Origin of the sequence: Candidatus Nanosynbacter sp. HMT-352, from assembly GCF_022819385.1 — a bacterium.
Taxonomy (GTDB): domain Bacteria; phylum Patescibacteriota; class Saccharimonadia; order Saccharimonadales; family Saccharimonadaceae; genus Nanosynbacter.
This window is the reverse complement of the sequence record NZ_CP089290.1, coordinates 1-25,193: the sequence shown is the minus strand read 5'-3', so window position 1 is coordinate 25,193 and position 25,193 is coordinate 1. Positions and strand designations below refer to the sequence as shown.

Here is a 25,193-nt window from a genome sequence, read left to right as displayed (position 1 = left end):
CTATGGGGCGCGTTCGTAGTACGGTCACGAAAATAAATCAGCGGCTTAATGTGAAATTGGCTGCTACGATTCTGGCGGGCTCGACATTGTTGTCGAGCTTGCTGGGGTTTTTTCGTGATCGTCTGCTTAACTCCGCCTACATGCCAAGCGAAAACGGAGCATTGGCGGGATACCCAGTTGGACTAGACGCTTATACGGCAGCTTTCATGGTGCCAGATTTTATGTTTGCAGTGCTGGTTTCTGGTGCGCTTAGTGTGACGTTTATTCCAGTTTTTAATGAGCGCTGGGTCAAGGGCAATAAGCAGTCGGCTTGGCAAATTAGCTCGAGCATGATTAATTTTATGGCGCTAATAACCATGGCGGCGTCGGTGCTGATTATTATTTTCGCTGATCCGTTGATGAAGTATTTAATCGCGCCTGGTCTGAGTGAATCTGGTCATGCTTTGGCGGTTAGTATGATGCAAGTGATTGCGGTTAATCCGTTTATTTTTGCGGTTGCGGCGGTGATTGCTAGTATCCAGCAAGCGGTTGGGCGATTTATGTTCTGTGCGCTGGCACCAATGTTATACAACGTCGGTATTATTATCGGTACGGTGTGGTTTACTGGTGGCGTCAATTTATTCGGCTGGCAGATTTTTGACGGCGGCATTATGGGTGTGGCGTTGGGTGTGGTTTTGGGCTCGTTCCTGCAATTGATCGTCAGCGCAGTCGGTTTGGCTGGGCTTGGTTTTGATTACAATTTCAAAATTTATTGGCGAAATAAGGGTTTTAGAAAAGTCCTATCTTTGCTGCCAGCACGTTCGGTTGATCAGGGTATGGATTATGTAGTTAGTTTGGTCGAGGTCAATTTAGCTTCGCGCTTAGCCGATGGAACGGTTAGGGCGTACCAGCAGGCCTTAACTCTTCATATGATGCCGATCAATCTTATTGGTGTGGCGATTTCAAATGCCGCCTTTCCGCAATTAACTGAGCATTTGGGTGAAGGTCGAAATGATCTATTTCAAAAAGACCTGCGTTCCCTGCTGAGAATTATTTTTTGGATGGCACTTCCGGTGTCAGTGGTGATTTTCTTTACCAGGGGATACGTTGTGCATTTTATTCGCAATGGTGGCAATCAACTGATCGCGGGAATTTTGGGCTGTCTGGTCGTGGCGATTTTGTTCCGAACTATTTACCATATGGCCGCGCGAGCATTTTACGCCCGCCAAGATACGAAAACTCCGCTGTATATTTCAATTTTCTCGATTACTTTGAATATTATTTTAGCAATTGTTCTATCGATGGTCTTGAAAATGGGCGCGTATGGATTGGCTTGGGCCCAATCAACAGTGGCGGTTTTGGAAGTGGTTGTGCTTTTAGCGGTTATGAATCGTCAAATGCCAAAATTATTCGACATGACGTTCGTACGAGCGATTTTTAAGATGATAATTGCTGGAACTATTACGGGTGTGGTTTGTTATATCGCCGTGCTAATTATGCCGTTTCGTTATCATGACGACAGCTTTTTTAGCGCTTTTCCGAAATTTGTTATCATTTCATTGGTTAGTTTTGGCTCGTATGCCGCGGCTTCAAAGTGGCTAAAATTGCCAGAAATTGACCCGATTCTTGCACGATTGAAAAAAGTGTTATTTGGACGATTGGAGTTTAAGGGCTAATGGAAAATATTCGGAATTTTTGTATTATTGCTCACATTGATCACGGCAAGTCTACGCTGGCCGATCGAATGATGGAGATGACTGGGACGGTAGAAAAGCGCGAAATGAAATCGCAGTTGCTGGACTCGATGGATTTGGAGCGGGAAAAAGGCATTACTATTAAGTTGGCGCCGGTGCGAATGCGATATAAAAATGTCGATCTGAATTTGATTGACACTCCGGGGCATGTCGATTTTAGCTATGAAGTTTCGCGTAGTTTGCAGGCTTGCGAGGGCGCGATATTAGTGGTTGATGCCAGCCAGGGAATTCAGGCGCAAACACTATCGAACGTTTACTTGGCGATGGAGCAGGATTTGACGATTATTCCGGTTCTGAATAAGGTTGATCTTCCGGCCGCCGACATACCGCGCGTATCCAGGCAAGTTATTAATTTGTTGGGCTGCGATGAGAGCGAGATTATTCATATTTCTGCTAAAACTGGTCAAAACGTAGATAAGGTTTTGGATGCGGTTGTTGATAAAATTCCAGCACCAACTGGCGAGGTTGATGATCCGACTAGGGCACTGATTTTTGATAGCTATTATGACGATTATCGCGGCGTGATTTTATACGTGCGGGTGGTTGATGGGCGAATTAAAAAGGGCGAGTCTATCCGAATGATGGCGACTGGCGCAAATGGACTAGCTTTGGAGGTCGGGCATCTTAATCCAGCCATGCAACCCGACCCTTCGCTTGAAACTGGCGAAATTGGCTATATTGTGACAAACCTAAAAACGACACGCGAGGCGCGGGTTGGCGATACGGTAACACTGGGGAGATATTTTAATTAAGATTAAAAAGGGAAACCACGAATCTACAAACAATAAGCTTAACTGAATTTTTTTGGCGTTGGTTCGTAGTATTGACGCGTATGATTGCTGAAATCAGTTTCCTTACCAGATTTGGCATAGCATTTATTCGACAAAACTCATTAAGTCTCTTAATAAAGAAATCAAACGTCAAACGAAATAGAAGGTTCTTTTTCCTAACGAGGAGGCTCTGGAACGTTACTTAGTTACTTTGTTTGAAGACTCTAAGAGTGTTTACACAAAATTATTGACAGCATCTTTTCCTTTATAATATAATAAAACCTCATGAGGTATTATATGTCTAAACAAAAAATTAATCGCTTTGTCGGATCTATTGGAGCTTTTATTGGGATCCTTGTCTTTATTGCATATATTCCACAAATTATCGCTAACCTACAAGGAGAAAAAGCTCAACCATTCCAACCACTATTCGCAGCAGTTTCTTGTTTAATTTGGGTAATCTATGGTTGGACAAAAGAACCTAAAAAAGACTGGATCCTCATCATTCCCAATGCAGCGGGAGTGATATTAGGCGGTTTAACTTTTATTACTTCTTTATAAAAGTTATATAAACAAAACCAGCAACTTCATAAAAAAGTTGCTGGTAGAGATTTTGGACTAGCAGGGAGCGATTTACTGTGCGTTTATACAAGAACGCTGAACTGATATAATAATACATAGTTATGACTGAAAAAATTACCGTCCAACCACTTCCAGGTTATAAAGAAGTTAAGCCGTTTGTTTATGCGGGTTTTTTCCCGGTATCCAATGAAGACTATAACGACCTGAAAGAGGCAATTGAAAAGTTGAGCCTGAGCGATTCGGCGCTGCAATTCGAGCCGGAGAATTCGCCGGTTTTGGGCTATGGTGTGCGAATTGGATTTTTGGGTCTGCTTCATATGGACATCATTCGCGAGCGATTGGAGCGTGAGTATAATTTGGATTTAATTGTGACCAATCCGAGTACTGATTATCAAGTTGGTCTGACGAATGGCGAGGAGCTGGATATCAAATCCGCCAGTGAATTGCCCGACCCGGCGCAGATAAAAGAGATTCGCGAGCCGTGGATTGACGGTGAAATTGTTGTGCCACAGGATTACATCGGTGCGGTGATTCAGTTGATCGTGAGTAAGCGTGGTCGCCAGAAAAACCTGAGTTACATTGACGAGCGGGCGCTGATTTCATTTGCGGCGCCACTCGCGAATTTATTGACGGATTTTTATGACCAATTGAAATCTATTACCAGCGGCTACGGTTCGTTTAATTATGAATTGTCGGATTATCAAGTGGAAGATTTGGTGCGCGTCGATTTTTATGTAGCGGGCGAAATGGTTGATTCGTTGAGCGTAATGTGTCATCGGTCGGAATCACAGCATTTGGGGCGTGAGATTGTTAAGAAATTGAAGGAAGTCGTGCCACGTCAGAGTTTTGAGGTTTCATTGCAAGCGGCAATTGGCGGTAAATTTATTGCCAGGGAAAATATCGGCGCTTATCGAAAAGACGTTACGGGCTATCTTTACGGCGGCGATGTCAGTCGTAAAAAGAAGCTTCTTGCCAAGCAGGCGCGCGGTAAAAAACGAATGAAACGCTTTGGTAAAGTCGACATACCGAGCGAAGCATTTATGGTGATGCTAAAAAGGGATTAGTCATGAAAAAACCTATTGTTTATATTGATATGGATGGCGTTTTGGCGGATTTCAAATCTGCTTTAACGAAGATATCGTCCGAGTTGATTGATGAGTTTGCTGGCCAGCACGATAATATTCCAGGAATTTTTTCTTTGATGGATCCAGTGCCTGGAGCTATTGAGGCGGTTTACGCCCTGAAAGACAAATATGATTTATATATTTTATCTTCTTCTCCATGGGAAAATCCGACGGCTTTGGGCGATAAGTTGGCGTGGGTGAAAAAGTATTTTGGCGGCGAAGGTTCGGATAATGTTTTCTTCCGTAAGGTTATTTTTTCGTCAGCAAAGAATTTGAGTCGAGGCGATATTTTGATTGACGATCGGACGGCGAATGGTGCGGGCGAGTTTCCTGGTCGGCTTATTCGTTTTGGAAGTTCTGAATTTCCCAATTGGCAATCTGTACTTGATGAGTTATTATAGATAAATATTATGCCAAGTATTGAAGATCTTATTACAAATTATCAGCCAACTGAATCGACAATTGAGTTGGTTAAAAGTACGAAAATTGCGCTGCTTGCGGGAATTTCTGGTGCGGGCAAAGACACGATAAAAAAACAATTACTGAAGTCTCCGGAGTTTCGCGATATTGTTTCTCACACTACGCGCGCGCCACGCACAAATAATGGATGTGCCGAGCAAGATGGAATTGATTATCACTTTATTGATTCGCAAACTGCCGAAAATATGCTACAAAATAATGAATTTATTGAGGCAAAATTTGTTCACAGTACAGTTTATGGAACGTCAGTGGCTGAGCTGAAATTAGCGCATGACCAGAACCGCGTGGCAATTACTGACATTGACGTTCAGGGCGTGGAGGAATATGAGCGACTGGCGCCAGATAGCATTGCGATTTTCATTGTGCCGCCAAATAGCCAAACTTGGATTGAGCGATTGAAAAAGCGTTACGCAACCGAAGAAGATTTTCAAGCGGAGTGGCCAAAGCGTCACGCCTCGGCGGTAAAAGAGTTGGCTTACGCGCTTGAAGTTCCGTATTATCATGTTATTATCAATGACGATTTGGAGCGAGCAATTCGAGTGACCGAGGAAATTATTTTGCGCGGCGACGTGTTTAAGCGTCAAGATGACGAGGCGCGTTTGGTAGCTCGAAATCTCCTCAATGATATAATTAATCTATGAGTTCAGTAAAAACTCCAAAAAAAATAGCAGCCAGACAAGATCGTTCCTCGAAGACCTTGACTACATTGTTAGACCAATCCTTTTTTATCTTTGCAGGTTTGGCGTCGTTTTGGTTGGCGTGGTTAGTGCTTAGAGAAGGTTGGGTGACGGGCGGTTGGTGGCTGGTTGGCTTGTTCTTTGTTGTGTGGATAATTGTGGCGTATTTGGCGCTGCCTAGGCTTCATCGAATTTTGAGCAATATGTACGTACCGAATTATTTTATCGGTAGAACGCGAACGGCGGACGGAGTATTGAGTGACCCTGTCAATTTGAGCGTGCGCGGCTCGGAAGAAAAGCTCCATAAGGCAATGACTGAGGCTGGCTGGGTTTTGGCGGATGACATAACTCCAAGATCAGCTTGGAAAATGGTGCTTACCGTGCTGAGTGGTCGTAGTTATCCAAATGCACCGGTGTCGCCCGCATTTTTATTTGGCAGACGGCAGGACTTTGCTTATCAGCAGGAAGTTGACGGCAATCCAAGGCGTCGTCATCATGTTAGGTTTTGGCGATGTCCAACTGGCTGGCTTCTTCCTGGCGGTCATCGAGTTGATTGGTTGGCGGCTGGTACATACGATAAGAGTGTTGGCTTTTCTTTGTTTACTTTCCAGTTCACGCATAAAATTGACGAGAATATTGATATTGAACGAGATTATATCATTGAGTCGGTTAAAAGTAACAATAAAAATGTTAGAGTGACGATATTAAAGGATTTTTCAACGGGCTATCATTCGCGCAACGGTCTTGGAGATTCCATTCGCACTGATGGCGATTTGCCAATTTTGGGAGTTGGTCGGATAAAGGCTGACGATAATGTCGCGGCTTCAACGCGGCTCGGAGTGATTATGGATGGTACAATTTATGATCGTCATCCGCGAAATCACGAAACTTTATTGGAAGAGCTTTGGAGTCGCCGACCACCGCAGATTTTAATTGGCGGCGGATTGATGATTCTGGCGTCGTTATTCACAATTGGGCAAATGTTGGTGGACTTTTCTAGCTGGCCGACGACTTTGGTGCAAGTTGCGAATATTGATGGAATTGATATAAATGCTGCGAATACCATGTTGTCAATGATGGCTGGCTTTAATGTTCTGCTGGTCGTGGCGGAAATCGTGCTGGTTGGGCTGTTGCTTCGAGGGAGTAGTCGGGCGCGAATCTCGCTACTTTCTGTGGCGACACTAGCCATTGTCACCGAATCTTTATCCGTGACAATTGGGCGAATTAATGCGTCGATTATGCTGCTTTTGATCTCGATTGGCGTGCATATTATGATCATGATGTTGTTCTCTTCAGATGCGGCGCGCTACTTTACGGAAAGACGATAAGGCTTGGCACTCTGCTTGTATGAGTGCTAGATTTGCGATATAATTGGACTATGACCGAACGTCAACAAGCAATCCTTGTCGCTATTATCGAGCAATACGCTGAAATTGCGGCGCCAGTTGGTAGTGTAACGCTAGCCAAACTGTTTGGCGTGAGCAGCGCCACGATTCGCAGTGAAATGGCAAAACTTGAGGAGATGGGATTTATTGAGGCGCCCCACACGAGCGCAGGTCGAATTCCGACGGACAAGGGATATCGTTTTTATGTCAATGGAATCACGGCAGCGCAAATGACGGAATTGCCGAGCGGTATTGATAGTAGTACGAAAGCAATTGAGGCGCACGTCAATTCAAATGTTGATACTTCAGACAAAGCGATTCGTCGAGCGGTTGATGGTTTGGTGGAAATGACTGGCAATTTTGGTTTTGCGTCGTTTGGTTCGAGTTTGTATATGAACGGAATGACTCAGTTATTCAGTCAGCCAGAGTTTGGTGATGGCGATCACGTCCAGGCGGTTGCTAAATTGATTGACAATATCGAACCGTGGCTGCGTGAAGCGGCGCCGGATGAGCCGTTAAATGTGTTTATTGGTAGCGAAAACCCAATCGGTAAAAGCAGCGGTGCTACGTTAATTATAAGTAAATTTAAGTCATCGTCTGGTGGCGATAATTACATCGGTGTGATTGGTCCGACGCGACAAAATTATCGTCGAACGATGGAGCTGGTGCGTCGTACGGGCGCGATGCTAGAGGAGGTATTGTAATGGCTGAATGGATTGGTGGACTACTGAGCGGCTTGCCAACGTGGCTAGTAGTGATTATTTTGATTATTATTTTCATGGCTATGGTAGTGCTTTTTCCCTGTACGTATGGCGACGAGCCGTTTTGGCCGTTTAAAAGGAGGAAAAAATGACGAAGAATAAAAAAGTTGAAGATTTAGAGAAAGAAGTTGCTGAGCTGACGTCGGACCTGCAGCGAACTCGAGCGGATTTTGAGAATTATCGTAAGCGTGTGGAGGCGGAGAAACAATCAGCGCATGAGATGGGTCAAACTAAGTCGGTGATGAAATTGTTGCCAGTCATTGATACGATTGAGCGAGCTGTCGCCAACGTCCCAGAGGAACTTCAAGATAATGCGTGGGTTAAGGGTGTGGCTGGTCTGAGCAAGCAGCTTGACAAGCAATTGAAGGAGATTGGTTTGGAGAAAATTGACGCTAAACCCGGAACTCTGTTTAATCCGGAATTTCATCAGGCTGTTCAATTTGACGAATCGACGGATGGCGATAAGGAAGTTATTGCCGAGGAACTTCGCGCTGGCTATACTTTGAACGGCTCAGTTATTCGCGACGCAATGGTAAAAGTCACTCGTCAGTAATATGATTGCGAAAAAACAGCTATTAGCACTCTTGACATGAGAGTGCTAATTATTTATACTGAGATAGTTGGCACTCGCCACGAAAGAGTGCTAGAATGAATATAAGATATAGACCAGATGTGATCATAACAGAAAGGGGAATCATATGGGTAAAATTATTGGTATAGACCTTGGTACAACTAACAGTGCGTTTGCGTATATGTTAGCTGGAAAACCAGAGGTTATTTCTAATGCCGAAGGTAATCGCACTACACCATCTGTAGTTGCGGTTAATAAAAAGGGCGAACGACTTGTCGGTCAAGTTGCTCAGCGTCAGCGTGTAACAAATCCAAAAAACACGATTTACGGCGTTAAGCGTTTGATTGGTCGTAAGTTTGACGACAAGGAAGTACAAAAAGACTTGGATATCATGCCGTACAAGATTGTTAAAAAAGGTACTGGCGTGGCGGTCGAGATGGGTGATAAGGAATATACGCCAGAAGAAGTTTCAGCAATGATTCTTAGTAAAATCAAGGCTGACGCCGAAGCTTTCTTGGGTGAAAAAGTGACGGAAGCAGTGATTACGGTGCCGGCTTACTTTGACGATTCACAGCGCCAAGCGACTAAGGACGCTGGTAAAATTGCTGGATTGGAAGTTAAGCGTATTATTAACGAACCAACAGCTGCGGCTTTGGCGTACGGTCTGGAGAAAGGCAAAAACGACGAAACTATTGTGGTGTTTGACCTTGGTGGCGGTACGTTTGACGTGTCGGTGCTGGAACTGGGTGACGGCGTATTTGAAGTTAAGGCAACTAATGGTGATACACACCTTGGTGGTGAGGATTTCGACAACGCTATTGTTAACTACTTCTTGGACGACTTCAAATCAAAGGAGGGAATTGATCTTCGTAAAGATAATGCAGCGATGCAGCGCTTGAAGGATGAGGCCGAAAAAGCGAAGAAAGAATTGTCGACGGTTACTGAATATGAAGTCAACATTCCATTTATCACTGCTGATGCTGATGGTCCAAAGCACTTTGAGATGAGCTTGAGTCGCGCTAAGTTGGAAGATTTGGTTAAGGACCTATTGGATCGCTTGGACGGTCCAGTAGAAAAGGCTTTGAAGGACGCCAAACTTTCTAAATCCGACATTAACAATGTAGTTATGGTTGGTGGAATGACTCGTATGCCAGCTGTGGTCGAGCGTGTAAAGAATTTCTTTGGAAAAGATCCAATGCAAGGTGTGAACCCAGATGAGGTTGTGGCTGTTGGTGCTGCAATTCAAGGTGGCGTCTTAGCTGGTGATGTTAAGGATGTGTTGCTTCTGGACGTGACTCCGCTTTCTCTTGGAATTGAGACGATGGGCGGTGTGTCGACGAAGTTGATTGATCGAAATACGACGATTCCAACAAGTAAGAGCGAAGTTTTCTCGACAGCTGCTGATAACCAGCCTCAGGTGGAAATTCACGTTCTTCAGGGTGAGCGCGAGTTTGCTAATGATAATAAGAGTTTGGGTCGTTTTGTGCTTGATGGTATTGCGCCAGCACCACGCGGTGTACCTCAAATTGAAGTGACCTTTAATATTGACGCCAACGGTATTCTTAACGTTACGGCTAAAGACAAGGGAACTGGCAAGGAGCAATCAATCACTATCCAAAACTCTGGCAATATGAGTAAGGAAGATATTGAGAAGGCACAAAAAGAAGCCGAACTTCACGCGGACGAAGACAAGAAAAAGCGCGAAACTGTCGATACGAAGAATCAGCTTGAAAACGCTATTTATCAGGCAAAGAAAATGCCGGACGAATTCAAGGATAAGATTTCTGACGATGATAAGCAAGCGATTGAAAAGGCGGTCGAAGAGGCTGAAAAGCACAAAGATTCTGAAGATAAGGACGAATTGGATGCTGCAATTAAAGCCTTGAACGACGCGATTATGCCAATCGGGGCTAAGATGTACCAGCAAGCCGCTGAGGACAAAAAGGCTGATGAGTCTAAGGATGACAAAAAGTCTGACAAGGACGAGCCGGTCGAAGGCGAAATTGTCGACGAGAAATAGCCGGTGCTACTAAACGACTTGAGAGGTCTTAGATACTAATATCGTCAGGGGCTACTCTAGTGTGAGCAGCCCCTCTTTAATGAGGATAAACTTATTGACTATTTTTACAAAATATGATATTATATAAACTGCAATGACAAAAGGTATAATTGAATCATATTTAGATGAGTCTCGCCTTCAGAAGAGAGTGCCGGAATATATTCGCATTTTTATGGGTGCGGATGCTCTGACCGCAAGTCTTTACGATGATAAAAATCCGGCTTTAGATAGATCTCAGAGGGATTTTACAATGATTGAGCCGAGCGAATCTTCCGTATTTTTGCAAAACGAAGAGACTCATAGTACTCCGTCTTTTTATGAAATAGAGAAGTCTGCGGGTACTGAGTTGGCTGGGATGGATGAGTATGGGAGTATTACTGTAGTATCTGGTGAAAAGAAGAAGATTGCCACTTATGGGTTAGGGGGTTGTATGGCTGTGGCTGTGATTTCTGAATTTGCCGACGGTACGAAGCGAGGGTATATACAGCACTATTCTCCGTTAGGAGATCAATTGAGTGGTTTAGTTTTACGTAGAGAAATGGGGGGGGTAGAACAGCAGTCGCCGGTTAGTTGCAAGATGGTTATTATGACTCCTGGCGAATACTGCAAAGACCCTGATGGTAAATGGATAATGACGCCAATATCTCAGGAGCGTGTTGATAACTTGATTGTAGAAAGCGGTATAAACAATGATAAAGATATAAAAGTCTATCCTTATAATACAACCCAGTCTTATCAAGATAGGCACAGACAGGGTAGTCTCATGATAGAATTCAGCTCTGATGGTGAAACAAAAATCTATACAGAAATGTTACCTGTCAAGTTTGATGAGGAGCTGTGAAGCCCGAGTCTGATAAAGACGAGCCAGTCGAAGGTGAAATTGTCGACGAGAAATAAACTCAACGTATTTACAAAGAAGGCTGCTCGATAAAAAGAGCGGCCTTTTTTGGACTTAGCACTCTTGCACTGAGAGTGCTAAACGCGTATAATATATAAGGTATGAGCAAGCGTGATTATTATGAAATATTGGGCGTTCCAAAGACCGCTTCTGAAGATGAGATAAAAAAGGCTTTTCGTAAATTAGCAATTAAATATCACCCTGATAAGCAGGGCGGCGATGAGGCTAAGTTTAAGGAAATTAATGAAGCCTATGAAGTTCTGAAAGACAAACAGAAGCGACAGCGTTATGATCAATTTGGTCATGCTGGCGTTGGTGGCGCGTCTGGTGGCGGTTTTTCTGGCAATCCGTTTGAAGGATTTGGTGGATTCGGCGGTCAAAACGTTCACTTTGATTTTGGTGATGGTGGACTAGGTGATATTTTTAGCCAATTCTTCGGTGGCGCAACTGGCGGCTCTGGGAATGGTAGTTCGCGTGGGCGTGATGTTGAAACTAGCGTAACACTAAGCTTTGAGGATGCAGTATTTGGTGTAGAAAAGAAAATTAGTTTAATGCTGGATGTTGAATGTGAGCATTGCCATGGCGATGGCGCCGAGCCAGGGTTTGGAATGAAAACGTGTCCAACTTGTAAGGGCGCGGGTCAGCAAACTCGAACGATGAATTCGCTGTTTGGACAAATTCAGCAGGCGGTTGTTTGCGAAACTTGTCACGGCAAGGGGAAAGTTCCTGAAAAAGAATGTTCAGTTTGTCGAGGAAAAGGCACGACTCGCCAAAATCAGGATATCACTATTAAAATTCCGGCAGGGATTGATGATGGCGCGACAATTCGTCTGCGCGATCGCGGCGAAGCAGTTGCTGGTGGTAGTAGAGGTGATCTGTATGTCCACATTCGCGTTAAGGCGCATAAAAAATTCACTCGTGAAGGCAATATTATTCTTAGCGAAGAACATATTTCTATGGTTGATGCGGCACTGGGAACGGAGATTGATGTAGAGACTGTGGACGGCGTAATAACGATGAAAATTCCAGCGGGAACTCAGAGCGGCACCGACTTCAAGTTGTCGGGTCATGGCGTGCCACATTTGCACAGCGAATCTCGTGGTCCGCATATTGTGGGTGTTATTGTTGATACGCCAACCAAATTGACCAAGAAGCAGAAGGAGCTTTTGGAGCAATTTAAGGGTGCGAAAAAACGAGGACTGTTCTCTTAATATATTTGTCGAGAAAAAATCCTGTGCTATACTGAAGCTAACATAAGAGGGATTGAAGGCATGGGATTAATTTTTCTGATAATAGTTATTATTGTAGTAATTAAGCTAATAAAATTATTACAGAGAGGTAATAGCCAGCCGTCTAATTATTCCGAAGATTATCGGCAGGGATATTGGGATGGCGTGCGTGATGCACAAAATGGATGCGCCAAAATTGAGAATGACAACGGTCAAGTGAGGCTTATTACCGAGAATCAAAGCGCCGCTTCGCGGTTTGCGAATACGCCGTTAAATGTCAGTAAAAATGAGAATCTAGATAATATAATTCCTACTAGTGTTTCCATGGCTGAAGAGAGAGTAAATACGGTTGCTGTGCCTGTTGAGAATAATATTGAACGAACATCACATATTGATGACAAGGAAAAGGAGAGGGGTCGTAAGACTACAATTAATATAGCGCTATATACGGCATCGCTACTTCTGACTGCGGGAATATTGCTTCTGGCTCAGGCAATTAATCTATCTATCCAACTTAGGTTTGGGTTGGTGTGGCTGTTTATTTTTATTTATTATATTATTGGTCAGATATTGTATGCTCGCTTGCCGATATTGAAATCTGCGTCGACAGCGCTTATTGGTACGGCCTTGGCAGCTGTACCGATTGGCGGTTGGATTATGAATTTGCTTTTAGGTATTGACCCTGCATGGTGCTGGCTTATTACCTCTGTAATTGGTGCTGTTTTGTGTGTTGATGCTACGGTGAGATTAAATAGTCGACCCCTTGCTTATATGTCGCTACTATCGATGTTTACGATGACGACTAGTTTGCCGGCTGTTGTGCATGCGCAGCTGGTCTGGTATTACGTTGTAATGCTGCTATTTGGATGCTTAATGACTGTGGCTGCATATTTTTCTAGTCGCTTTCCTCGTCAGTTTGTCGAACCGTTAAACGTTGTAAATCCGTTTATCGTGCCGATGACGATGTTTATCGCGCTTAGCTCGTCGGCATATATGGGTGCATTAGATATTAGTGTACTGTTATTTGCTAGCGTTGCATATTACTTTACGGTTGCTCTTGTTGAGAAGTCTAAAAAGATGCGTACTTATGAATTGACAACAGCTCGCTTATTGTTAATGGTGATGGCTACTAGTTTCGCAATGTATTTATCTGACGATAATCAGTTGGTTGTAAGCGTGATTCTAGGGTTAGTGGCACTGGGAAATATAATCTGGTCCGCTGTATCAATGTACGTTCAGAAACAGTACGATAGACATCATGAAATAGTATTGTGGGCTAGTTTTGCTGTGTCACTAAGTGCTCTGTTTGGCGTGATCGGTTCTGGAGATTCGCTACGAATGACGGTTGCCTTTACCTTTATTAGTTTTATTTCAGCGATTAGTCTTGCAATTCTTTTTTTGTTACGTCGTGCCCGCTTCGGTATTATGGTTGTGATATCTGGGATTCTATTGGTGCCGATTGGTATAACACTATTCAATATCGATATAGCTATAGCACCACGCGTACAGTATCTAATTTTTCTATTCATGACGCCACTGCCAGTTATTTGCCGATTGCTAATTTTGAAGCGTCCGAATATTAGTAAAAGTCAGGCTGCTTTAGTGTATGGCGCTGCGTCAACTTGGCTATTAATGGCAATGTTTACTTCAGCGATGATAGCCACTTATGCGACAGAGGAAGCCCTGATGTGTCTATCGGGCGCGATAGCTATCGGTGCTGGCATTATGAGTGTGGCTGTATGGCGCGAAAAAGTTTATGAGTTTGTAGTCGGAGTCCATGCTTCTTTAATGTTGTCAGTATTTTTGCTAGCTTTAGGTTTGGCGGTGTCTGGTGAAAATATCTCTATTCTAATGGCATGGATAAATGTGTCGTCGCTATTAATAGTAGAATGGCTTTATCGTCGTCATGGCAACACAGCCGTCAAAAGTCGTGAGTTATTATTACATTCTATCGTTGGTGTGGCTGTGCTTATTGTATTGTCGTCAATTCATCCGATAGTTTGGTTGCCGCTAGTGGTGTCACTCTACTATGCATTTTACCGATGTCGTAGAGAGATTTATTTGGGTGGTGCGTATTTTATGACAATCATCTTTGTTTTATTATCCCTGCATTGGTTGAATATATCGTTTAATGACAATCTCGCAATTGCTGCATGGGTGAGTCTAGTTGGTTTTGGGTCTTTGTACTGGCTGTTGCGAATGAATAGGCAATCGTCAATTATTAGTGATATGACGCTGTGTGCCGCTGTAGTTCCAGCGACAGTGCTTCCAATGATTAATCTACTGGCAACATATGATTTGTCGTTCAAAATATTGGGGTGGCTAGCGGCTGTAGTAGCTTTTTATATGGCGGTACTTGCTAAACGAGATTGGCGAATAATGACAATAGCTGCACACCCGAGTCTAGTGTTGTTGCTTTACCTTATAGCGCAACGTCTTGACATTCCACTCGAATTCATGTCAGTCGTTGCCCTGATTGTTTTTGCGGTATTTTACGGTCTGGCTATTGTTGCGCGAATCAGAAAGATGTCGAGTCGTTGGTATTACTCTTCGTTCTATAGCGCCATCGGTTGGTCGGTAGTCTTATTGTCTATTGCTACATCAGTTAGCGCTACTGTGGTGTCAGTGATTCTGGCGTCGCTAGTGTGGATAATTAATGGTACAGCCTTGATGTTCGAAGGTGTTCCTAAAAAGAATATTTTATATTTTGATTCAGGTGTGATCCTGATTTTGTGCGGCGTTTTATTTACTATTAAAAACCTAGCCCTACCCGTTCACGCTATCACAATACCATATTTGTGGTCAGCGGCAATTCTTTCGGGAGCGGTGATGTCGTGGCGTTGGTTAGGGTATATTCATAAGTCTACGACAGTACACCTAGTGCTGGCTCTCTCTGCACTTAGTCTGCCAACTCTCGTTCTGGCGTTCGCAGGAGACAGTGTTATGGAAATATTATTCCTAATAGAGCATTCATTGATGGTTGTCATGGGGTTGGTGCTTAACAAACGACTGATTACGATCTGGGGTGCTGTATGTGTGACATTAGCTTTGATATATCTATTGTCGGGATACACTTATGTATTAGCTATTTTGGCTGGATTATCGATCATTGCGGCAGTGGTGGTTGTGGTGGCCAGGGGGCAAAGGAGCAAGCAGAAAAAGGTTGCAAAAAAGTAGATTTTGTGCCATAATATTGACGTATGAAAGAAAAAGCCATTATTGGGTCAACTGAGTTTGTGGATTTTGGCAAGCGAGCGCAAAAAGTCCCAGCTAAAATTGATACGGGCGCCGATTCCAGTGCGGTTTGGGCGAGCAATATTCGCATTGATAAAGATGGAGTGTTGAAGTTTTCTTTGTTTGGTAAAGGTTCGCCGTATTATAATGGTAAGGTATTTAAGAGAACTGATTATTCTGTAGCCAGCGTGCGCTCCGCAATGGGTCAAAATCAGATTCGTTATCGAACGCACTTTTGGGTGAAGCTTGGCGGGCGAAAAATTAAAATGCTGATGAATCTATCCGATCGGTCAAAGAATGAATTTCCGGTGTTAATTGGAAGACGGTCAATTTCTGGAAAATTCCTAGTGGACGTATCAAGAAAAAATGTTCGCAGGAAAAAACCGTCCGTAACTGCTAGTCTTAATGAAGAAGTAAAATTGAATCCATACGAATTTTATAAAAAATATCATCAGAAAGGTGAAGAAAAGTAATGCGAATTGCAATCTTATCCAACGGCAACATTAATTATTCGACGCTTCGCCTGAAAGAAGAGGCTGAAAAGCGCGGTCATCAAGTTAAAGTTATTAAGTATAAAAACTGCTACGTTTCAATTGACGAAAAGCACCCGACGGTCATCTACAAAGGTAAGGAGATCGGCGAGTTTGACGTGGTGATTCCGCGAATCGCGAGCCATATGACAAAGTACGGAACGGCAGTTTTGCGTCAATTGGAGATGATGTATCCGAAGGCGTTTTTCATGAATCGCTCGATTGCAATTACCAGGGCGCGGGACAAATTGCGCTCAACGCAGTTATTAGTTAAAGCGGGAGTGTCGATTCCGAAGACGGTCTTTTCTCGAAACGCGACTGACATTGATTCGCTCATTGAAGAGATTGGTGGTATGCCGGCGATTATTAAGTTGGCGCGTGGTACGCACGGAAATGGTGTGGTTCTGGCGGAAACTAAAAAGGCTGCCAAGTCGGTTCTACAGGCGTTTTATTTGACCAACTCGGACGGCACGAACGTACTGCTTCAGGAGTTTATTAGAGAGTCGGCTGGTGTCGATATTCGTGCGTTTGTGGTTGGCAGTCAAGTGGTGGCTAGTATGAAGCGTCAGAGTTTGGACGATGATTTCCGCAGTAATTTACACAAGGGCGGCGAAGGAACCAGTATAAAATTGACAGATTCTGAGCGTAAAATGTGCGTGAAAGCCGCTAAGGCAATGGGGCTAACGGTTGCTGGAGTTGACTTCATGAGATCAAGCCGTGGAGCTTTGGTGCTGGAAGTTAATGCTAGTCCAGGATTTGGAATTGAGAAAATTACTCGCCGAAATGTGGCTGGAAAGATAATCGAATACATCGATCGAAATGCCAAGCGTGGCAATAAAAAAGATAAAATCGGCGCTTAAGCATAAACTTGTTATAATAGGTTTATGGACGAGCCTCGTCACTCGACAGTAACTCAGACTGTCATCAAATGGATATTTATCTGCGGAATGCTGATGGTTATTGGTGGGGCAATTTTTTATGCTTTTCGAACGGTTTCGCCAAAAACGGAAATGATTTACCTTAATAAGACGATGCTTCAGGCGGAAATTGCTAATGACGAAGAATCGCAGCAGAAAGGTCTGTCCGGAAGGCTGGGAATTGATGAGAATTATGCCATGCTGTTCGTATTTGACCATAATGATCGTCATAAAATGTGGATGAAAGATATGAAGTTTTCGGTCGATATGATTTGGATCAATGATAAAAAGCGCGTTGTCTATGTAAAGCATAATGTCAAGCCGGATGCTGAGCCGCATGAAAAATATGCGCCACCAGTTCCCGCGAAGTACGTATTGGAGGTGAAGGCGGGTGTTGCTAAGCGGGCGAGCGTTACGGTTGGGTCACAGGTAAAATTTGATTTGGAGGAGGATAAATGAGCGTGATAATTCTATTTGGAGTAATTTTAGTAACGGTTTTTGTGGTTGCATTTGTTTCATCTCGAAGATTCGGTCCATTGGCGTTGGCGTTGGCGACGGGATTTTTACTGTCAGAATGGTGGGGTAGCTGGCTGACGGGGGTGCTGGACGGCTTGAAGTTGGAAACTGGTTTATTGCCAAATGGTGTAATTTCGGGATTAGTCTTAACGTTGGTTCCGCTAATTATGCTTCTTCTAAGCGGACCTAGATATCAGAAAAAACATGAGAGAATTGTCTCGGCGGTGGGAATCGCGTTTTTGACAGCAGCGCTATTGGTGGTTCCTCTGGGAAAATATATATCACTAGACGGACAGGCGTTGGAGTTGTATAAGATTTTCGCGAATAATTGGCGATATATGGCTACGTTTGGTCTGGTGTGCGGTCTAATTGACATTTTTTCACTACATACTGGTGGACATAAACTCGCTAAGCATTGACCTTTGTGTTGGTTTGTGCTAGGATGAAGAAAGCGGATATTCCGAATGGGTCCATAGCTCAGCTGGTTAGAGCACCTGCCTTTTAAGCAGGGTGTCCCGGGTTCAAGCCCCGGTGGACCCTCCAAATTTGAAATCGACTCCCTTGGCGGAGTCTTTTTTATGGCTTCGGATCCAGATATACTTTAAGTATGAATAGTTGGCTATTTAAGAAGTTGCATATTTCTTGGTTGGTGGCGGTGTGGTGCCTCGGTCTGACAATTGGCGTAATTTCCATCCATTACATACCGCGGTCGTTTGCGACGAACCCATTATTTTTATTGGTCGGGCTGATTATTTTTGTAATCGTGGCAATTTGGCGCTGGCGATTTTTTGTGATTTTAGCAATTATTTCTGGAGTTTTGATTGGTCTTTGGCGCGGTGAAATTGGCAGAAAAGGCGTGGAGGTTTATGATTCGTTAATCGGAAAAGTCGCAATTGTCCAGGGTCAAGTTTTGGAGGATCCTGATCTCGATAAAAATAGTCAAACGGTTCTTAGATTGGGCAATTTGCAGATGAATAATGAAAAATTGCCGGGACAAATTTGGGTGACGACGCCAGATAAAAATTCAATTAAGCGTAGTGATATCGTGAAGGTTAAGGGTAAAATGACGGCGGGATTCGGGGCTTTTTCAGCAAGTGTATATCGGGCAAAAATTATTAGTGCAGAAAGACCCGTTCCGGGTGATGTGGCGGTGGGAGTTCGTGATTGGTTTGCGAGGCGGGTCCGTGAGCATATTCCAGAGTCAGAGTCCGCGTTGGGGCTGGGATTTTTACTAGGTTTAAGGCGTGCTATGCCAACTGAATTAAGTGACAATTTGAAAATTGCTGGACTAACGCATATCGTGGTGGCGAGCGGCTATAATTTAACAATTTTAGTTCGTTTAGCGCGACGATTATTCGCCAAGCGATCAAAATATTTAGCGATGCTCAGCGCGGCTGTCATGATAATTGGTTTTATGGCGGTAACTGGATTAAGTCCCAGTATGTCGAGAGCTGGTTTGGTGGCGGGACTGAGTTTGGCGGCGTGGTATTATGGTCGGATAATTCATCCGCTAGTTCTGCTTCCCGTGTCGGCGGCAATCACGTTATTGATAAATCCGCAATTTGGTTGGGGCGATTTGGGCTGGCAATTAAGCTTTGCTTCATTTGCGGGTGTAATTATGTTGGCGCCGCTTCTGCACTCTTATTTTTTCGGCAATAAAGAGCCGGGCGCGTTTCGACAGATTTTAATTGAGACTTTGTCGGCGCAAATTATGACATTGCCACTACTTATGATGAGTTTCGGCGTTATTAGTAATGTGGCGTTAATCGCGAATATGTTGATTTTGCCGTTTGTGCCGCTAGCGATGCTGCTGACATTTATGTCGGGCGTGCTGGTTTTTGTGCCGATGATTGGCGCGTTGATTGCAATTCCGACGACGTGGCTACTTGGTTATATGATCCAAGTCACCAATTGGACGGCTGGATTTGAATGGGCTCAAATGGAAGTTAGTATCAATTTGTGGCAATGTGCGGCTTTATATGTGGCACTAATTTTGGCAATGACTTGGATGAAAAAGCAAACTAAATTAGACCTCGCTAAGATAAATATTGTGGAGTAGTGTATAATAGTAACAGATTGAAATAGCAAATAACTTTAGGAGAAAATATGTCAGGACACAGTAAATGGGCTACAACTCACCGACAAAAAGCGATTGTTGACGCTAAGCGCGGCGCGATTTTTACGAAATTGGGTAATCAAATTGCTATTGCAGCACGTGGCGGCACAGACCCAGCGCTGAACTCAAGTTTGGCGATGGCAATTGAAAAAGCTAAGGCCGCAAATATGCCTAGTGCAAACATTCAGCGAGCAATTGATCGAGTGGCAGATAAAAGTGCGGCGGCTTTGGAAGAAATTGCTTACGAAGGTTATGGTCCTGGCGGCGTGGGCGTTATTATTGAAACGGCGACAGATAATCGTAATCGAACATTGCCAGAGGTAAAAACTGCGTTGGTTAAAAATGGCGGGCGAATTGCTGATGCTGGTAGTGTGATGTTCCAATTTACACGCAAAGGCGTCATCACTATCAAAGGCAGCGGGGAAGATTTGTTGCTGGCGGTTTTGGACGCTGGCGCCGAAGATGCTGTCGAGGAAGATGGCGAGATTATCGTGTATACAGAGTTGAAAGATTTGGCGAGCGTGCGGAATAAATTGGTTGAACAAGGCTTGAAGGTTAAAGATGCGGAGTTGCGATATATTGCTAACACGCCGATAGAAATTGCCGACATGGAAACTGCACAGAAATTGATGAAAATGATTGATGCGTTGGACGATTTGGATGACGTTGTGAATGTTCATACAAATGCGGATATCACGGCGGAATAAAATCATCGCTTTAAGGAATCGCTCCTTTTTTGGGGCGATTTTTAATTTGACAAAAAGTACGATAAACTAAAGATGATTAACCATAAGCAAGGAGCGAGCATGAAGTATTTGCGCAACACACTACTTATGATACTAGCCGCGGCGCTAATAATGCCGTCGCCGTTGGTTTTGGCGGAAGGTGTTTCAAGTGCTACTCAAGAGTCGAAAGTTGATGACGTTCAGACTGTTGATAATAGTCTTAAATCGGCTGAGGAAGCGAAAGATCCAGTTGTTGACAAGGATCAGATCGATAGCAATTCACCTTCTCAATCAAGTGAAAATCCCGAGACTCCAACGGAGAATTCGTCTACAAATAGTCCGAGCGAAAATCCTGCCGCCAATGAGTCTTCAAAGTCTGAGCCAAATCCCGAATCTGAGCCACCAAAAATAGATAAGTCAGATGAAAGAACAGAAGAAAATGCGACGATATTAATTTCAAAGATTAGTCAGGATAAAAAATACATTGAGATATATAATCCGACGAATCAGAATGTTGACTTGACTGGTTGGAAAATAGAGTATTACGCTGGATCTGGCACTAAAACCGTTGGAAAGATTTTCAAGGATGAAGTAATCTTGGCGAACGGATTTTTGGTCTTGTCGAACGATAAGATGTTGGCGGGCGCCATAAAGTTTGATAATAATTTGGGTTTGGCTCAAAATGATGGATCGGTCGTGTTGTCGCGTTCGGACGGGTCGGTCGCAGATACCGTTGGCTGGGGAAATAATTCAAAGTCTGCAGGCTCACCAATTAAAGGTGGTGTGAAAATTGTTTGGCGCTGTTTTATTGGTGAAAATATTATTGATTCGAAAAATAATTCCACTGATTTTTTATCGAGTAAAGGTTCTGATAATCAGGAAATTGTGCCGTATTCACGACCAAATTGCAAAACCCCAGATTCCAAATCTGAATCTCCAAAGGAGTTGAATAAATGTGAAGGTCTGAAGCTAAGTGAAATCGCATCGAACATTGATGAGCAATTCATTGAAATTATTAATTCTGGCGAAAAAACCGTCATTACGACGGGCTGTAAATTGACGGTTGGCGATTCTGGCGTTCGTGAAAATATTGGTAACATCGAATTAAATCCGGGTGAATTTTTAACGATCAAAATAAAAAACACGAAGCTGAAATTGCCAAAAACAAAAGGAAAAATTTATTTACTGGACGAGGCTGGCTCGAAAATTGACATCGCTGAATATAACAATATACCAAAAGGCGCCTCGTGGAGTTTGATTGATGATGAGTGGATACAAACGTTTATGATAACTGAAAATTCTGAGAATATCTTTAAGGAATATTTGGATTGTCAGAATGGTTACGAGCGAAATGCGCTGGGCAGATGTGTGAAAATTGCCATCCCGCCCGTTGAAAGCCCTTGTCCTGTTGGTCAATATCGTCATCCAGAAACTCTCCGTTGTCGAAAAATTGAAGCGGCAAAAACTATTACGCCTTGTAAAGATGGCTATTATCGTAGTGAAGAAACTGGCAGATGTCGATCTATCGCATCGGTTGCGGCAAAAACCTTGAAGCCTTGCCCGGAGGGTCAATTCCGCAATTCGGCTACGGGTCGATGTAAGAAAATTGCCTCCACTGACGATATAGCAAAAGAATGTCCAGAAGGATTTGAGCGTAATCCGCAAACTAAGCGATGTCGAAAGATAAAATCTGCAAATATGCCAACTGTTGGCTCGGCGGCTACTGAAGTTAAGCAGGTCGCTGGCGCTACTTGGGGTTGGTGGGTGTTTGGTGGCGTGAGTTTACTGGTCGTCGGTTATGGCGTATGGCAATGGCGATGGGAAATTTCGCAATTTGTACGAAAAATCCGCGAAAGCATTAAATCCGCTAACGGCAAATAATTGCTATAATAAAGATATGAGAATTATCGGGATTGACCCGGGAACGGGGATTTTGGGGTTTGGTGTGATTGATTTTTCTCGTGGCAAGTTCAAGATGGTCACGGCGGGAGTTGTGACGACGCCGGCACATACGCCAATTGATGAAAGGCTTGAAGATATTTTCGATAGCCTGACAGAGATTATTGCCGAAACAAATCCTGATGTCATGTCGATTGAAAAGCTATTTTTTGCGCGTAATGTTACGACGGCGATTTCTGTGGCGGAGGCGCGCGGTGTGGCGATGTTGACTGGGCGAAAAGCTGGAATGCCGATTGCTGAATATACGCCACTGCAAATAAAACAAACTTTGACCGGATATGGCAAGGCTGATAAAAAGCAGGTCCAGGAAATGGTGCGTCTTAATTTGGGTTTGAAAGATGTTCCGAAGCCGGATGACTGCGCGGACGCTTTGGCTGCAGCAATTACACACGCGGCGATGAATCGGGTATAATTGAAATATGATTGCACATGTTTTTGGAAAAGTTGCTGAGAAGTTTAACGGCTCGTTAGTCATTGATGTTCATGGTGTTGGATATGAAGTTAGCGTGGCGACTAATGATTTTGACGCAGTGATATTAGATCAAGAAGTGAAATTTTACACTTATCATCACGTGCGCGAACAGTCTGAGGAATTGTTTGGGTTTTCGAGTTTGGCGGCGAAAAAGTTATTTGAAATGCTAATCACGGTTCAGGGGGTTGGTCCGAAGGCTGCGCTGTCTATTTTGAGCTTGGGTGATGCCGAGCAAGTGCGCAACGCTATTGCTAACGCTGACAGCGGCTTTGTACAAAAGGCTACTGGCGTCGGCAAAAAAACTGCCGAGCGAGTGGTGGTCGATTTGAGCGATAAAGTTGGTTTACCGACTCATTACGGACGAACGGAAACCCCGCTACAGACTGAATTAAACACTTCTGATGAGGCCTTGGAGGCATTGATGGCTTTGGGCTATACATTAGCGGATGCCACTAAGGCGCTTGAAAATGTCGATGTCAATTTGCCGACATCTCAGCGAGTAACTGAGGCGCTGAAGAAATAAAAAGGACGCTAAAAGCAATAGCGTCCTCGTAATGATAATTAGTTTTCTTACGGCTCAATAATAATTTTTTTATTTGACCAAAATGAAGGCTGGTAGTGAATTTTAATTTTTGAATCTTTTGCAACCTCAAAAATAACAGAACCTTCTTTTTTGCCGTTGACTGCTAGGTCGCCAGACCCTAGGTTGTCGCTTGCGGTGAAGGCTGTGCCGCTTGGCCCTTCAATAGCGCCATTCGCATCTTCTATTTTCCAGTCGAACGTATTAAATGATAGTTCGCTATCTGATTTGTTGACGATTGAAACATTTGCTTTAACATATTCTTTGCCGTCACTGGCTTTAATGAACTGGTTACCAGAATCCCAATTGCGATCAATTGATTTAACGGTCACCTCCTTGCCGTCGAAAGCGATAGTTTCACCAACTTTGAAAGTAGTTTTTTCGGTTGGTTTATTTTCCGAAGTAGCGTTATTATTGTTTGTATTGACGACAGTGGCTTTGTTCTGTTGCGATGCGCTGGATACTCCAATCACAATAATAACAATAATTACCCAAAACCACACCTTCTTAAAAATTGGTTTTTTCTCGCTTGTGTTCATCATCCCCTCCTATGAGATGTGCCGCCCAACAAAAAGGACAGCCGTTAAATTTGGCTGTCTACACCTAGAACGCAAGTTTACGCTCGATAACGGCTGCCCATTATGCACGTAAACAATGCGCTCAAAACGCCTGGTTCTAGATGTAGACACCCCTATTGTACTACAAATGATATAATTAGTGTATGGCAATTGAAAGAATAGTTGATACAAGTTCGCATGATGATGATTCTGAAGAGCAGCGAATTGAGGTGAGTCTGCGTCCGCAGAGCTTTGCTGAGTATGTTGGTCAGGAAAGATTAAAACGTAATTTGCGCTTGGCGATTGATGCTGCTAAAAAGCGCGGCGAGCCGTTGGATCACGTATTATTATATGGTCCGCCGGGGCTTGGTAAAACAACTATGGCGACGGTGATTGCTAATGAAATGGGCACGAATCTGCGGATTACTAGTGGTCCGGCTATTGAAAAAGCGGGCGACTTGGCGTCGATTCTGACTAATTTGTCGGACGGCGATATTCTGTTTATCGATGAGATTCATCGGTTAGGGCGATCAGTGGAGGAAATCTTGTACTCCGCAATGGAAGATTTTAAGCTGGATATTGTGATTGGAAAAGGTCCGGCAGCGCGATCAATTCGATTGGATTTGCCGCGATTTACGGTGATTGGTGCGACGACACGAACCGGAAGTTTGGCGGCGCCTTTGCGTGATAGGTTTGGGCATATTTACCGCTTGGAATTTTACACGCCAGAGGATATTGCGAAAATTGTGACGCGTAGTGCGAAGATTTTGGAGTCGTCAATTCGAAGTGAAGCGGCGGATTTATTGTCAACGCGAGCGCGCTTGACGCCACGTATTGCCAATAGACTTCTTAAGCGAGTTCGTGACTACGCCGACGTTAATGGCGACGGAATAATTGATGTAAAAACTACAACCAGCGCTTTGGAAATGCTGGAAGTGGATGAGTTGGGTTTGGATCCGGCTGATCGTAATTTATTGCAGTCGATTCTGGAAAATTATGGCGATAACCCTGTTGGCTTAACAACAATTGCGGCGTTGACTGGTGACGAGGCGACAACAATTGAGGATTTTTATGAACCATATCTGCTACAAATTGGATTTATTGAGCGTACACCGCGTGGTCGTCGAGTGACGATTAAGGCAAAGCGACATTTGGGAAAATAGTTATCGTATTCTTTGGCTTTTTGTGTTTTAATAAAACCAGACAAACTTAGCTAGGAGTCGCCATGGGCAAAAAACAAGGCCATCTTAAGTTCTGTCGTGCTATAATATTACTATAGAAACTCTCTGTTAATCAGAGAGTTCTTTTTTTGGACAAT

24 protein-coding genes, 1 tRNA gene and 2 pseudogenes are annotated in these 25,193 nt (G+C 43.7%); 26 read left to right on the top strand and 1 reads right to left on the bottom strand.

Annotated features, from left to right (window positions below):
- Nucleotides 1-2 precede the first annotated feature (2 nt).
- From murJ to ruvA, 25 genes and pseudogenes are all read left to right on the top strand, one after another.
- Entirely contained in the window at nucleotides 3-1,655 is a 1,653-nt protein-coding gene (murJ, locus tag LRM44_RS00135; protein ID WP_243803921.1) for a murein biosynthesis integral membrane protein MurJ, read from the top strand.
- Nucleotides 1,655-2,464 (top strand): annotated as a pseudogene (locus LRM44_RS00130) (GTP-binding protein); the annotation flags it as partial. The gene murJ and the pseudogene LRM44_RS00130, both read left to right, overlap by 1 nt.
- Before the next feature lie 115 nt (nucleotides 2,465-2,579).
- Nucleotides 2,580-2,726, top strand: a pseudogene (locus LRM44_RS00125) (transposase); the annotation flags it as partial.
- Nucleotides 2,727-2,800: 74 nt separating this feature from the next.
- The gene (locus LRM44_RS00120) at nucleotides 2,801-3,064 is read left to right on the top strand and encodes a SemiSWEET family transporter (RefSeq protein ID WP_061582780.1); all 264 of its coding nucleotides are present in this window, start codon (nucleotides 2,801-2,803) and stop codon (nucleotides 3,062-3,064) included.
- A gap of 122 nt (nucleotides 3,065-3,186) precedes the next feature.
- Nucleotides 3,187-4,149, top strand: coding sequence for an elongation factor 4 family protein (locus LRM44_RS00115; protein ID WP_243803917.1), 963 nt, complete (start codon nucleotides 3,187-3,189; stop codon nucleotides 4,147-4,149).
- A 2-nt stretch (nucleotides 4,150-4,151) separates the two neighbouring features.
- The gene (locus LRM44_RS00110) at nucleotides 4,152-4,610 is read left to right on the top strand and encodes a 5' nucleotidase, NT5C type (protein ID WP_243803915.1); all 459 of its coding nucleotides are present in this window, start codon (nucleotides 4,152-4,154) and stop codon (nucleotides 4,608-4,610) included.
- Between the two features lie 9 nt (nucleotides 4,611-4,619).
- On the top strand, nucleotides 4,620-5,330 hold the full coding sequence (locus LRM44_RS00105; protein WP_243803913.1) for a guanylate kinase: 711 nt from the start codon (nucleotides 4,620-4,622) through the stop codon (nucleotides 5,328-5,330).
- Nucleotides 5,327-6,694, top strand: coding sequence for an LssY C-terminal domain-containing protein (locus LRM44_RS00100; RefSeq protein WP_243803911.1), 1,368 nt, complete (start codon nucleotides 5,327-5,329; stop codon nucleotides 6,692-6,694). The genes LRM44_RS00105 and LRM44_RS00100 overlap by 4 nt, the downstream gene beginning before the upstream one ends.
- A 50-nt stretch (nucleotides 6,695-6,744) precedes the next feature.
- Nucleotides 6,745-7,455 (top strand): transcriptional regulator, encoded by a 711-nt coding sequence (locus tag LRM44_RS00095; protein ID WP_129631658.1) that lies wholly within the window; start codon nucleotides 6,745-6,747, stop codon nucleotides 7,453-7,455.
- Entirely contained in the window at nucleotides 7,455-7,604 is a 150-nt protein-coding gene (locus tag LRM44_RS00090; protein WP_165000066.1) for a hypothetical protein, read from the top strand. The genes LRM44_RS00095 and LRM44_RS00090 overlap by 1 nt, the downstream gene beginning before the upstream one ends.
- Complete coding sequence (locus tag LRM44_RS00085) at nucleotides 7,601-8,065, top strand: nucleotide exchange factor GrpE (RefSeq protein ID WP_243803909.1); 465 nt, start codon at nucleotides 7,601-7,603, stop codon at nucleotides 8,063-8,065. The genes LRM44_RS00090 and LRM44_RS00085 overlap by 4 nt, the downstream gene beginning before the upstream one ends.
- A gap of 145 nt (nucleotides 8,066-8,210) precedes the next feature.
- Nucleotides 8,211-10,103, top strand: coding sequence for a molecular chaperone DnaK (dnaK, locus tag LRM44_RS00080; protein ID WP_259373136.1), 1,893 nt, complete (start codon nucleotides 8,211-8,213; stop codon nucleotides 10,101-10,103).
- Between the two features lie 133 nt (nucleotides 10,104-10,236).
- Entirely contained in the window at nucleotides 10,237-10,983 is a 747-nt protein-coding gene (locus LRM44_RS00075; RefSeq protein ID WP_243803907.1) for a hypothetical protein, read from the top strand.
- A 158-nt stretch (nucleotides 10,984-11,141) separates the two neighbouring features.
- Nucleotides 11,142-12,251: a molecular chaperone DnaJ gene (dnaJ, locus tag LRM44_RS00070; RefSeq protein WP_243803904.1), complete on the top strand. Its 1,110-nt coding sequence runs from the start codon at nucleotides 11,142-11,144 to the stop codon at nucleotides 12,249-12,251.
- A gap of 60 nt (nucleotides 12,252-12,311) precedes the next feature.
- A complete protein-coding gene (locus LRM44_RS00065; protein ID WP_243803901.1) occupies nucleotides 12,312-15,446 on the top strand; it encodes a hypothetical protein in 3,135 nt (1,044 codons plus the stop codon).
- A 23-nt stretch (nucleotides 15,447-15,469) separates the two neighbouring features.
- On the top strand, nucleotides 15,470-15,976 hold the full coding sequence (locus tag LRM44_RS00060; protein WP_243803899.1) for an ATP-dependent zinc protease family protein: 507 nt from the start codon (nucleotides 15,470-15,472) through the stop codon (nucleotides 15,974-15,976).
- Nucleotides 15,976-16,893 carry a RimK family alpha-L-glutamate ligase gene (locus LRM44_RS00055; protein ID WP_129631616.1) on the top strand — a complete coding sequence of 306 codons (918 nt, stop codon included), beginning with the start codon at nucleotides 15,976-15,978 and terminating at the stop codon, nucleotides 16,891-16,893. The genes LRM44_RS00060 and LRM44_RS00055 overlap by 1 nt, the downstream gene beginning before the upstream one ends.
- A gap of 24 nt (nucleotides 16,894-16,917) precedes the next feature.
- A complete protein-coding gene (locus tag LRM44_RS00050; RefSeq protein WP_243803896.1) occupies nucleotides 16,918-17,409 on the top strand; it encodes a DUF192 domain-containing protein in 492 nt (163 codons plus the stop codon).
- Complete coding sequence (locus LRM44_RS00045) at nucleotides 17,406-17,885, top strand: hypothetical protein (protein WP_243803894.1); 480 nt, start codon at nucleotides 17,406-17,408, stop codon at nucleotides 17,883-17,885. The genes LRM44_RS00050 and LRM44_RS00045 overlap by 4 nt, the downstream gene beginning before the upstream one ends.
- 47 nt (nucleotides 17,886-17,932) lie before the next feature.
- Nucleotides 17,933-18,009: transfer RNA gene (locus LRM44_RS00040), tRNA-Lys, on the top strand.
- A gap of 64 nt (nucleotides 18,010-18,073) precedes the next feature.
- The gene (locus LRM44_RS00035; RefSeq protein WP_243803891.1) at nucleotides 18,074-19,525 is read left to right on the top strand and encodes a ComEC/Rec2 family competence protein; all 1,452 of its coding nucleotides are present in this window, start codon (nucleotides 18,074-18,076) and stop codon (nucleotides 19,523-19,525) included.
- Between the two features lie 47 nt (nucleotides 19,526-19,572).
- Nucleotides 19,573-20,289, top strand: coding sequence for a YebC/PmpR family DNA-binding transcriptional regulator (locus LRM44_RS00030; RefSeq protein WP_243803889.1), 717 nt, complete (start codon nucleotides 19,573-19,575; stop codon nucleotides 20,287-20,289).
- A gap of 99 nt (nucleotides 20,290-20,388) precedes the next feature.
- Nucleotides 20,389-22,188, top strand: coding sequence for a lamin tail domain-containing protein (locus LRM44_RS00025; protein ID WP_243803886.1), 1,800 nt, complete (start codon nucleotides 20,389-20,391; stop codon nucleotides 22,186-22,188).
- A gap of 16 nt (nucleotides 22,189-22,204) precedes the next feature.
- A complete protein-coding gene (gene ruvC, locus LRM44_RS00020; RefSeq protein ID WP_129631598.1) occupies nucleotides 22,205-22,678 on the top strand; it encodes a crossover junction endodeoxyribonuclease RuvC in 474 nt (157 codons plus the stop codon).
- Nucleotides 22,679-22,685: 7 nt separating this feature from the next.
- On the top strand, nucleotides 22,686-23,261 hold the full coding sequence (gene ruvA / locus LRM44_RS00015) for a Holliday junction branch migration protein RuvA (protein ID WP_243803884.1): 576 nt from the start codon (nucleotides 22,686-22,688) through the stop codon (nucleotides 23,259-23,261).
- A 47-nt stretch (nucleotides 23,262-23,308) separates the two neighbouring features.
- Here ruvA and LRM44_RS00010 read toward each other — a convergent pair whose 3' ends face one another.
- Nucleotides 23,309-23,860 carry a DUF4352 domain-containing protein gene (locus tag LRM44_RS00010; RefSeq protein WP_243803881.1) on the bottom strand — a complete coding sequence of 184 codons (552 nt, stop codon included), beginning with the start codon at nucleotides 23,858-23,860 and terminating at the stop codon, nucleotides 23,309-23,311.
- A gap of 179 nt (nucleotides 23,861-24,039) precedes the next feature.
- Between LRM44_RS00010 and ruvB the strand changes: the two genes are divergently transcribed.
- Nucleotides 24,040-25,038 (top strand): Holliday junction branch migration DNA helicase RuvB, encoded by a 999-nt coding sequence (gene ruvB / locus LRM44_RS00005; protein ID WP_129635216.1) that lies wholly within the window; start codon nucleotides 24,040-24,042, stop codon nucleotides 25,036-25,038.
- The last annotated feature ends 155 nt before the right edge of the window (nucleotides 25,039-25,193 follow it).

Bases quoted from the DNA above. Each gene is read 5' to 3' on its own strand.
- murJ (WP_243803921.1), top strand. From the start codon at position 3: ATGGGGCGCGTTCGTAGTACGGTCACGAAAATAAATCAGCGGCTTAAT.
- LRM44_RS00120 (WP_061582780.1), top strand. From the start codon at position 2,801: ATGTCTAAACAAAAAATTAATCGCTTTGTCGGATCTATTGGAGCTTTT.
- LRM44_RS00115 (WP_243803917.1), top strand. From the start codon at position 3,187: ATGACTGAAAAAATTACCGTCCAACCACTTCCAGGTTATAAAGAAGTT.
- LRM44_RS00110 (WP_243803915.1), top strand. From the start codon at position 4,152: ATGAAAAAACCTATTGTTTATATTGATATGGATGGCGTTTTGGCGGAT.
- LRM44_RS00105 (WP_243803913.1), top strand. From the start codon at position 4,620: ATGCCAAGTATTGAAGATCTTATTACAAATTATCAGCCAACTGAATCG.
- LRM44_RS00100 (WP_243803911.1), top strand. From the start codon at position 5,327: ATGAGTTCAGTAAAAACTCCAAAAAAAATAGCAGCCAGACAAGATCGT.
- LRM44_RS00095 (WP_129631658.1), top strand. From the start codon at position 6,745: ATGACCGAACGTCAACAAGCAATCCTTGTCGCTATTATCGAGCAATAC.
- LRM44_RS00090 (WP_165000066.1), top strand. From the start codon at position 7,455: ATGGCTGAATGGATTGGTGGACTACTGAGCGGCTTGCCAACGTGGCTA.
- LRM44_RS00085 (WP_243803909.1), top strand. From the start codon at position 7,601: ATGACGAAGAATAAAAAAGTTGAAGATTTAGAGAAAGAAGTTGCTGAG.
- dnaK (WP_259373136.1), top strand. From the start codon at position 8,211: ATGGGTAAAATTATTGGTATAGACCTTGGTACAACTAACAGTGCGTTT.
- LRM44_RS00075 (WP_243803907.1), top strand. From the start codon at position 10,237: ATGACAAAAGGTATAATTGAATCATATTTAGATGAGTCTCGCCTTCAG.
- dnaJ (WP_243803904.1), top strand. From the start codon at position 11,142: ATGAGCAAGCGTGATTATTATGAAATATTGGGCGTTCCAAAGACCGCT.
- LRM44_RS00065 (WP_243803901.1), top strand. From the start codon at position 12,312: ATGGGATTAATTTTTCTGATAATAGTTATTATTGTAGTAATTAAGCTA.
- LRM44_RS00060 (WP_243803899.1), top strand. From the start codon at position 15,470: ATGAAAGAAAAAGCCATTATTGGGTCAACTGAGTTTGTGGATTTTGGC.
- LRM44_RS00055 (WP_129631616.1), top strand. From the start codon at position 15,976: ATGCGAATTGCAATCTTATCCAACGGCAACATTAATTATTCGACGCTT.
- LRM44_RS00050 (WP_243803896.1), top strand. From the start codon at position 16,918: ATGGACGAGCCTCGTCACTCGACAGTAACTCAGACTGTCATCAAATGG.
- LRM44_RS00045 (WP_243803894.1), top strand. From the start codon at position 17,406: ATGAGCGTGATAATTCTATTTGGAGTAATTTTAGTAACGGTTTTTGTG.
- LRM44_RS00035 (WP_243803891.1), top strand. From the start codon at position 18,074: ATGAATAGTTGGCTATTTAAGAAGTTGCATATTTCTTGGTTGGTGGCG.
- LRM44_RS00030 (WP_243803889.1), top strand. From the start codon at position 19,573: ATGTCAGGACACAGTAAATGGGCTACAACTCACCGACAAAAAGCGATT.
- LRM44_RS00025 (WP_243803886.1), top strand. From the start codon at position 20,389: ATGAAGTATTTGCGCAACACACTACTTATGATACTAGCCGCGGCGCTA.
- ruvC (WP_129631598.1), top strand. From the start codon at position 22,205: ATGAGAATTATCGGGATTGACCCGGGAACGGGGATTTTGGGGTTTGGT.
- ruvA (WP_243803884.1), top strand. From the start codon at position 22,686: ATGATTGCACATGTTTTTGGAAAAGTTGCTGAGAAGTTTAACGGCTCG.
- LRM44_RS00010 (WP_243803881.1), bottom strand. From the start codon at position 23,860: ATGATGAACACAAGCGAGAAAAAACCAATTTTTAAGAAGGTGTGGTTT.
- ruvB (WP_129635216.1), top strand. From the start codon at position 24,040: ATGGCAATTGAAAGAATAGTTGATACAAGTTCGCATGATGATGATTCT.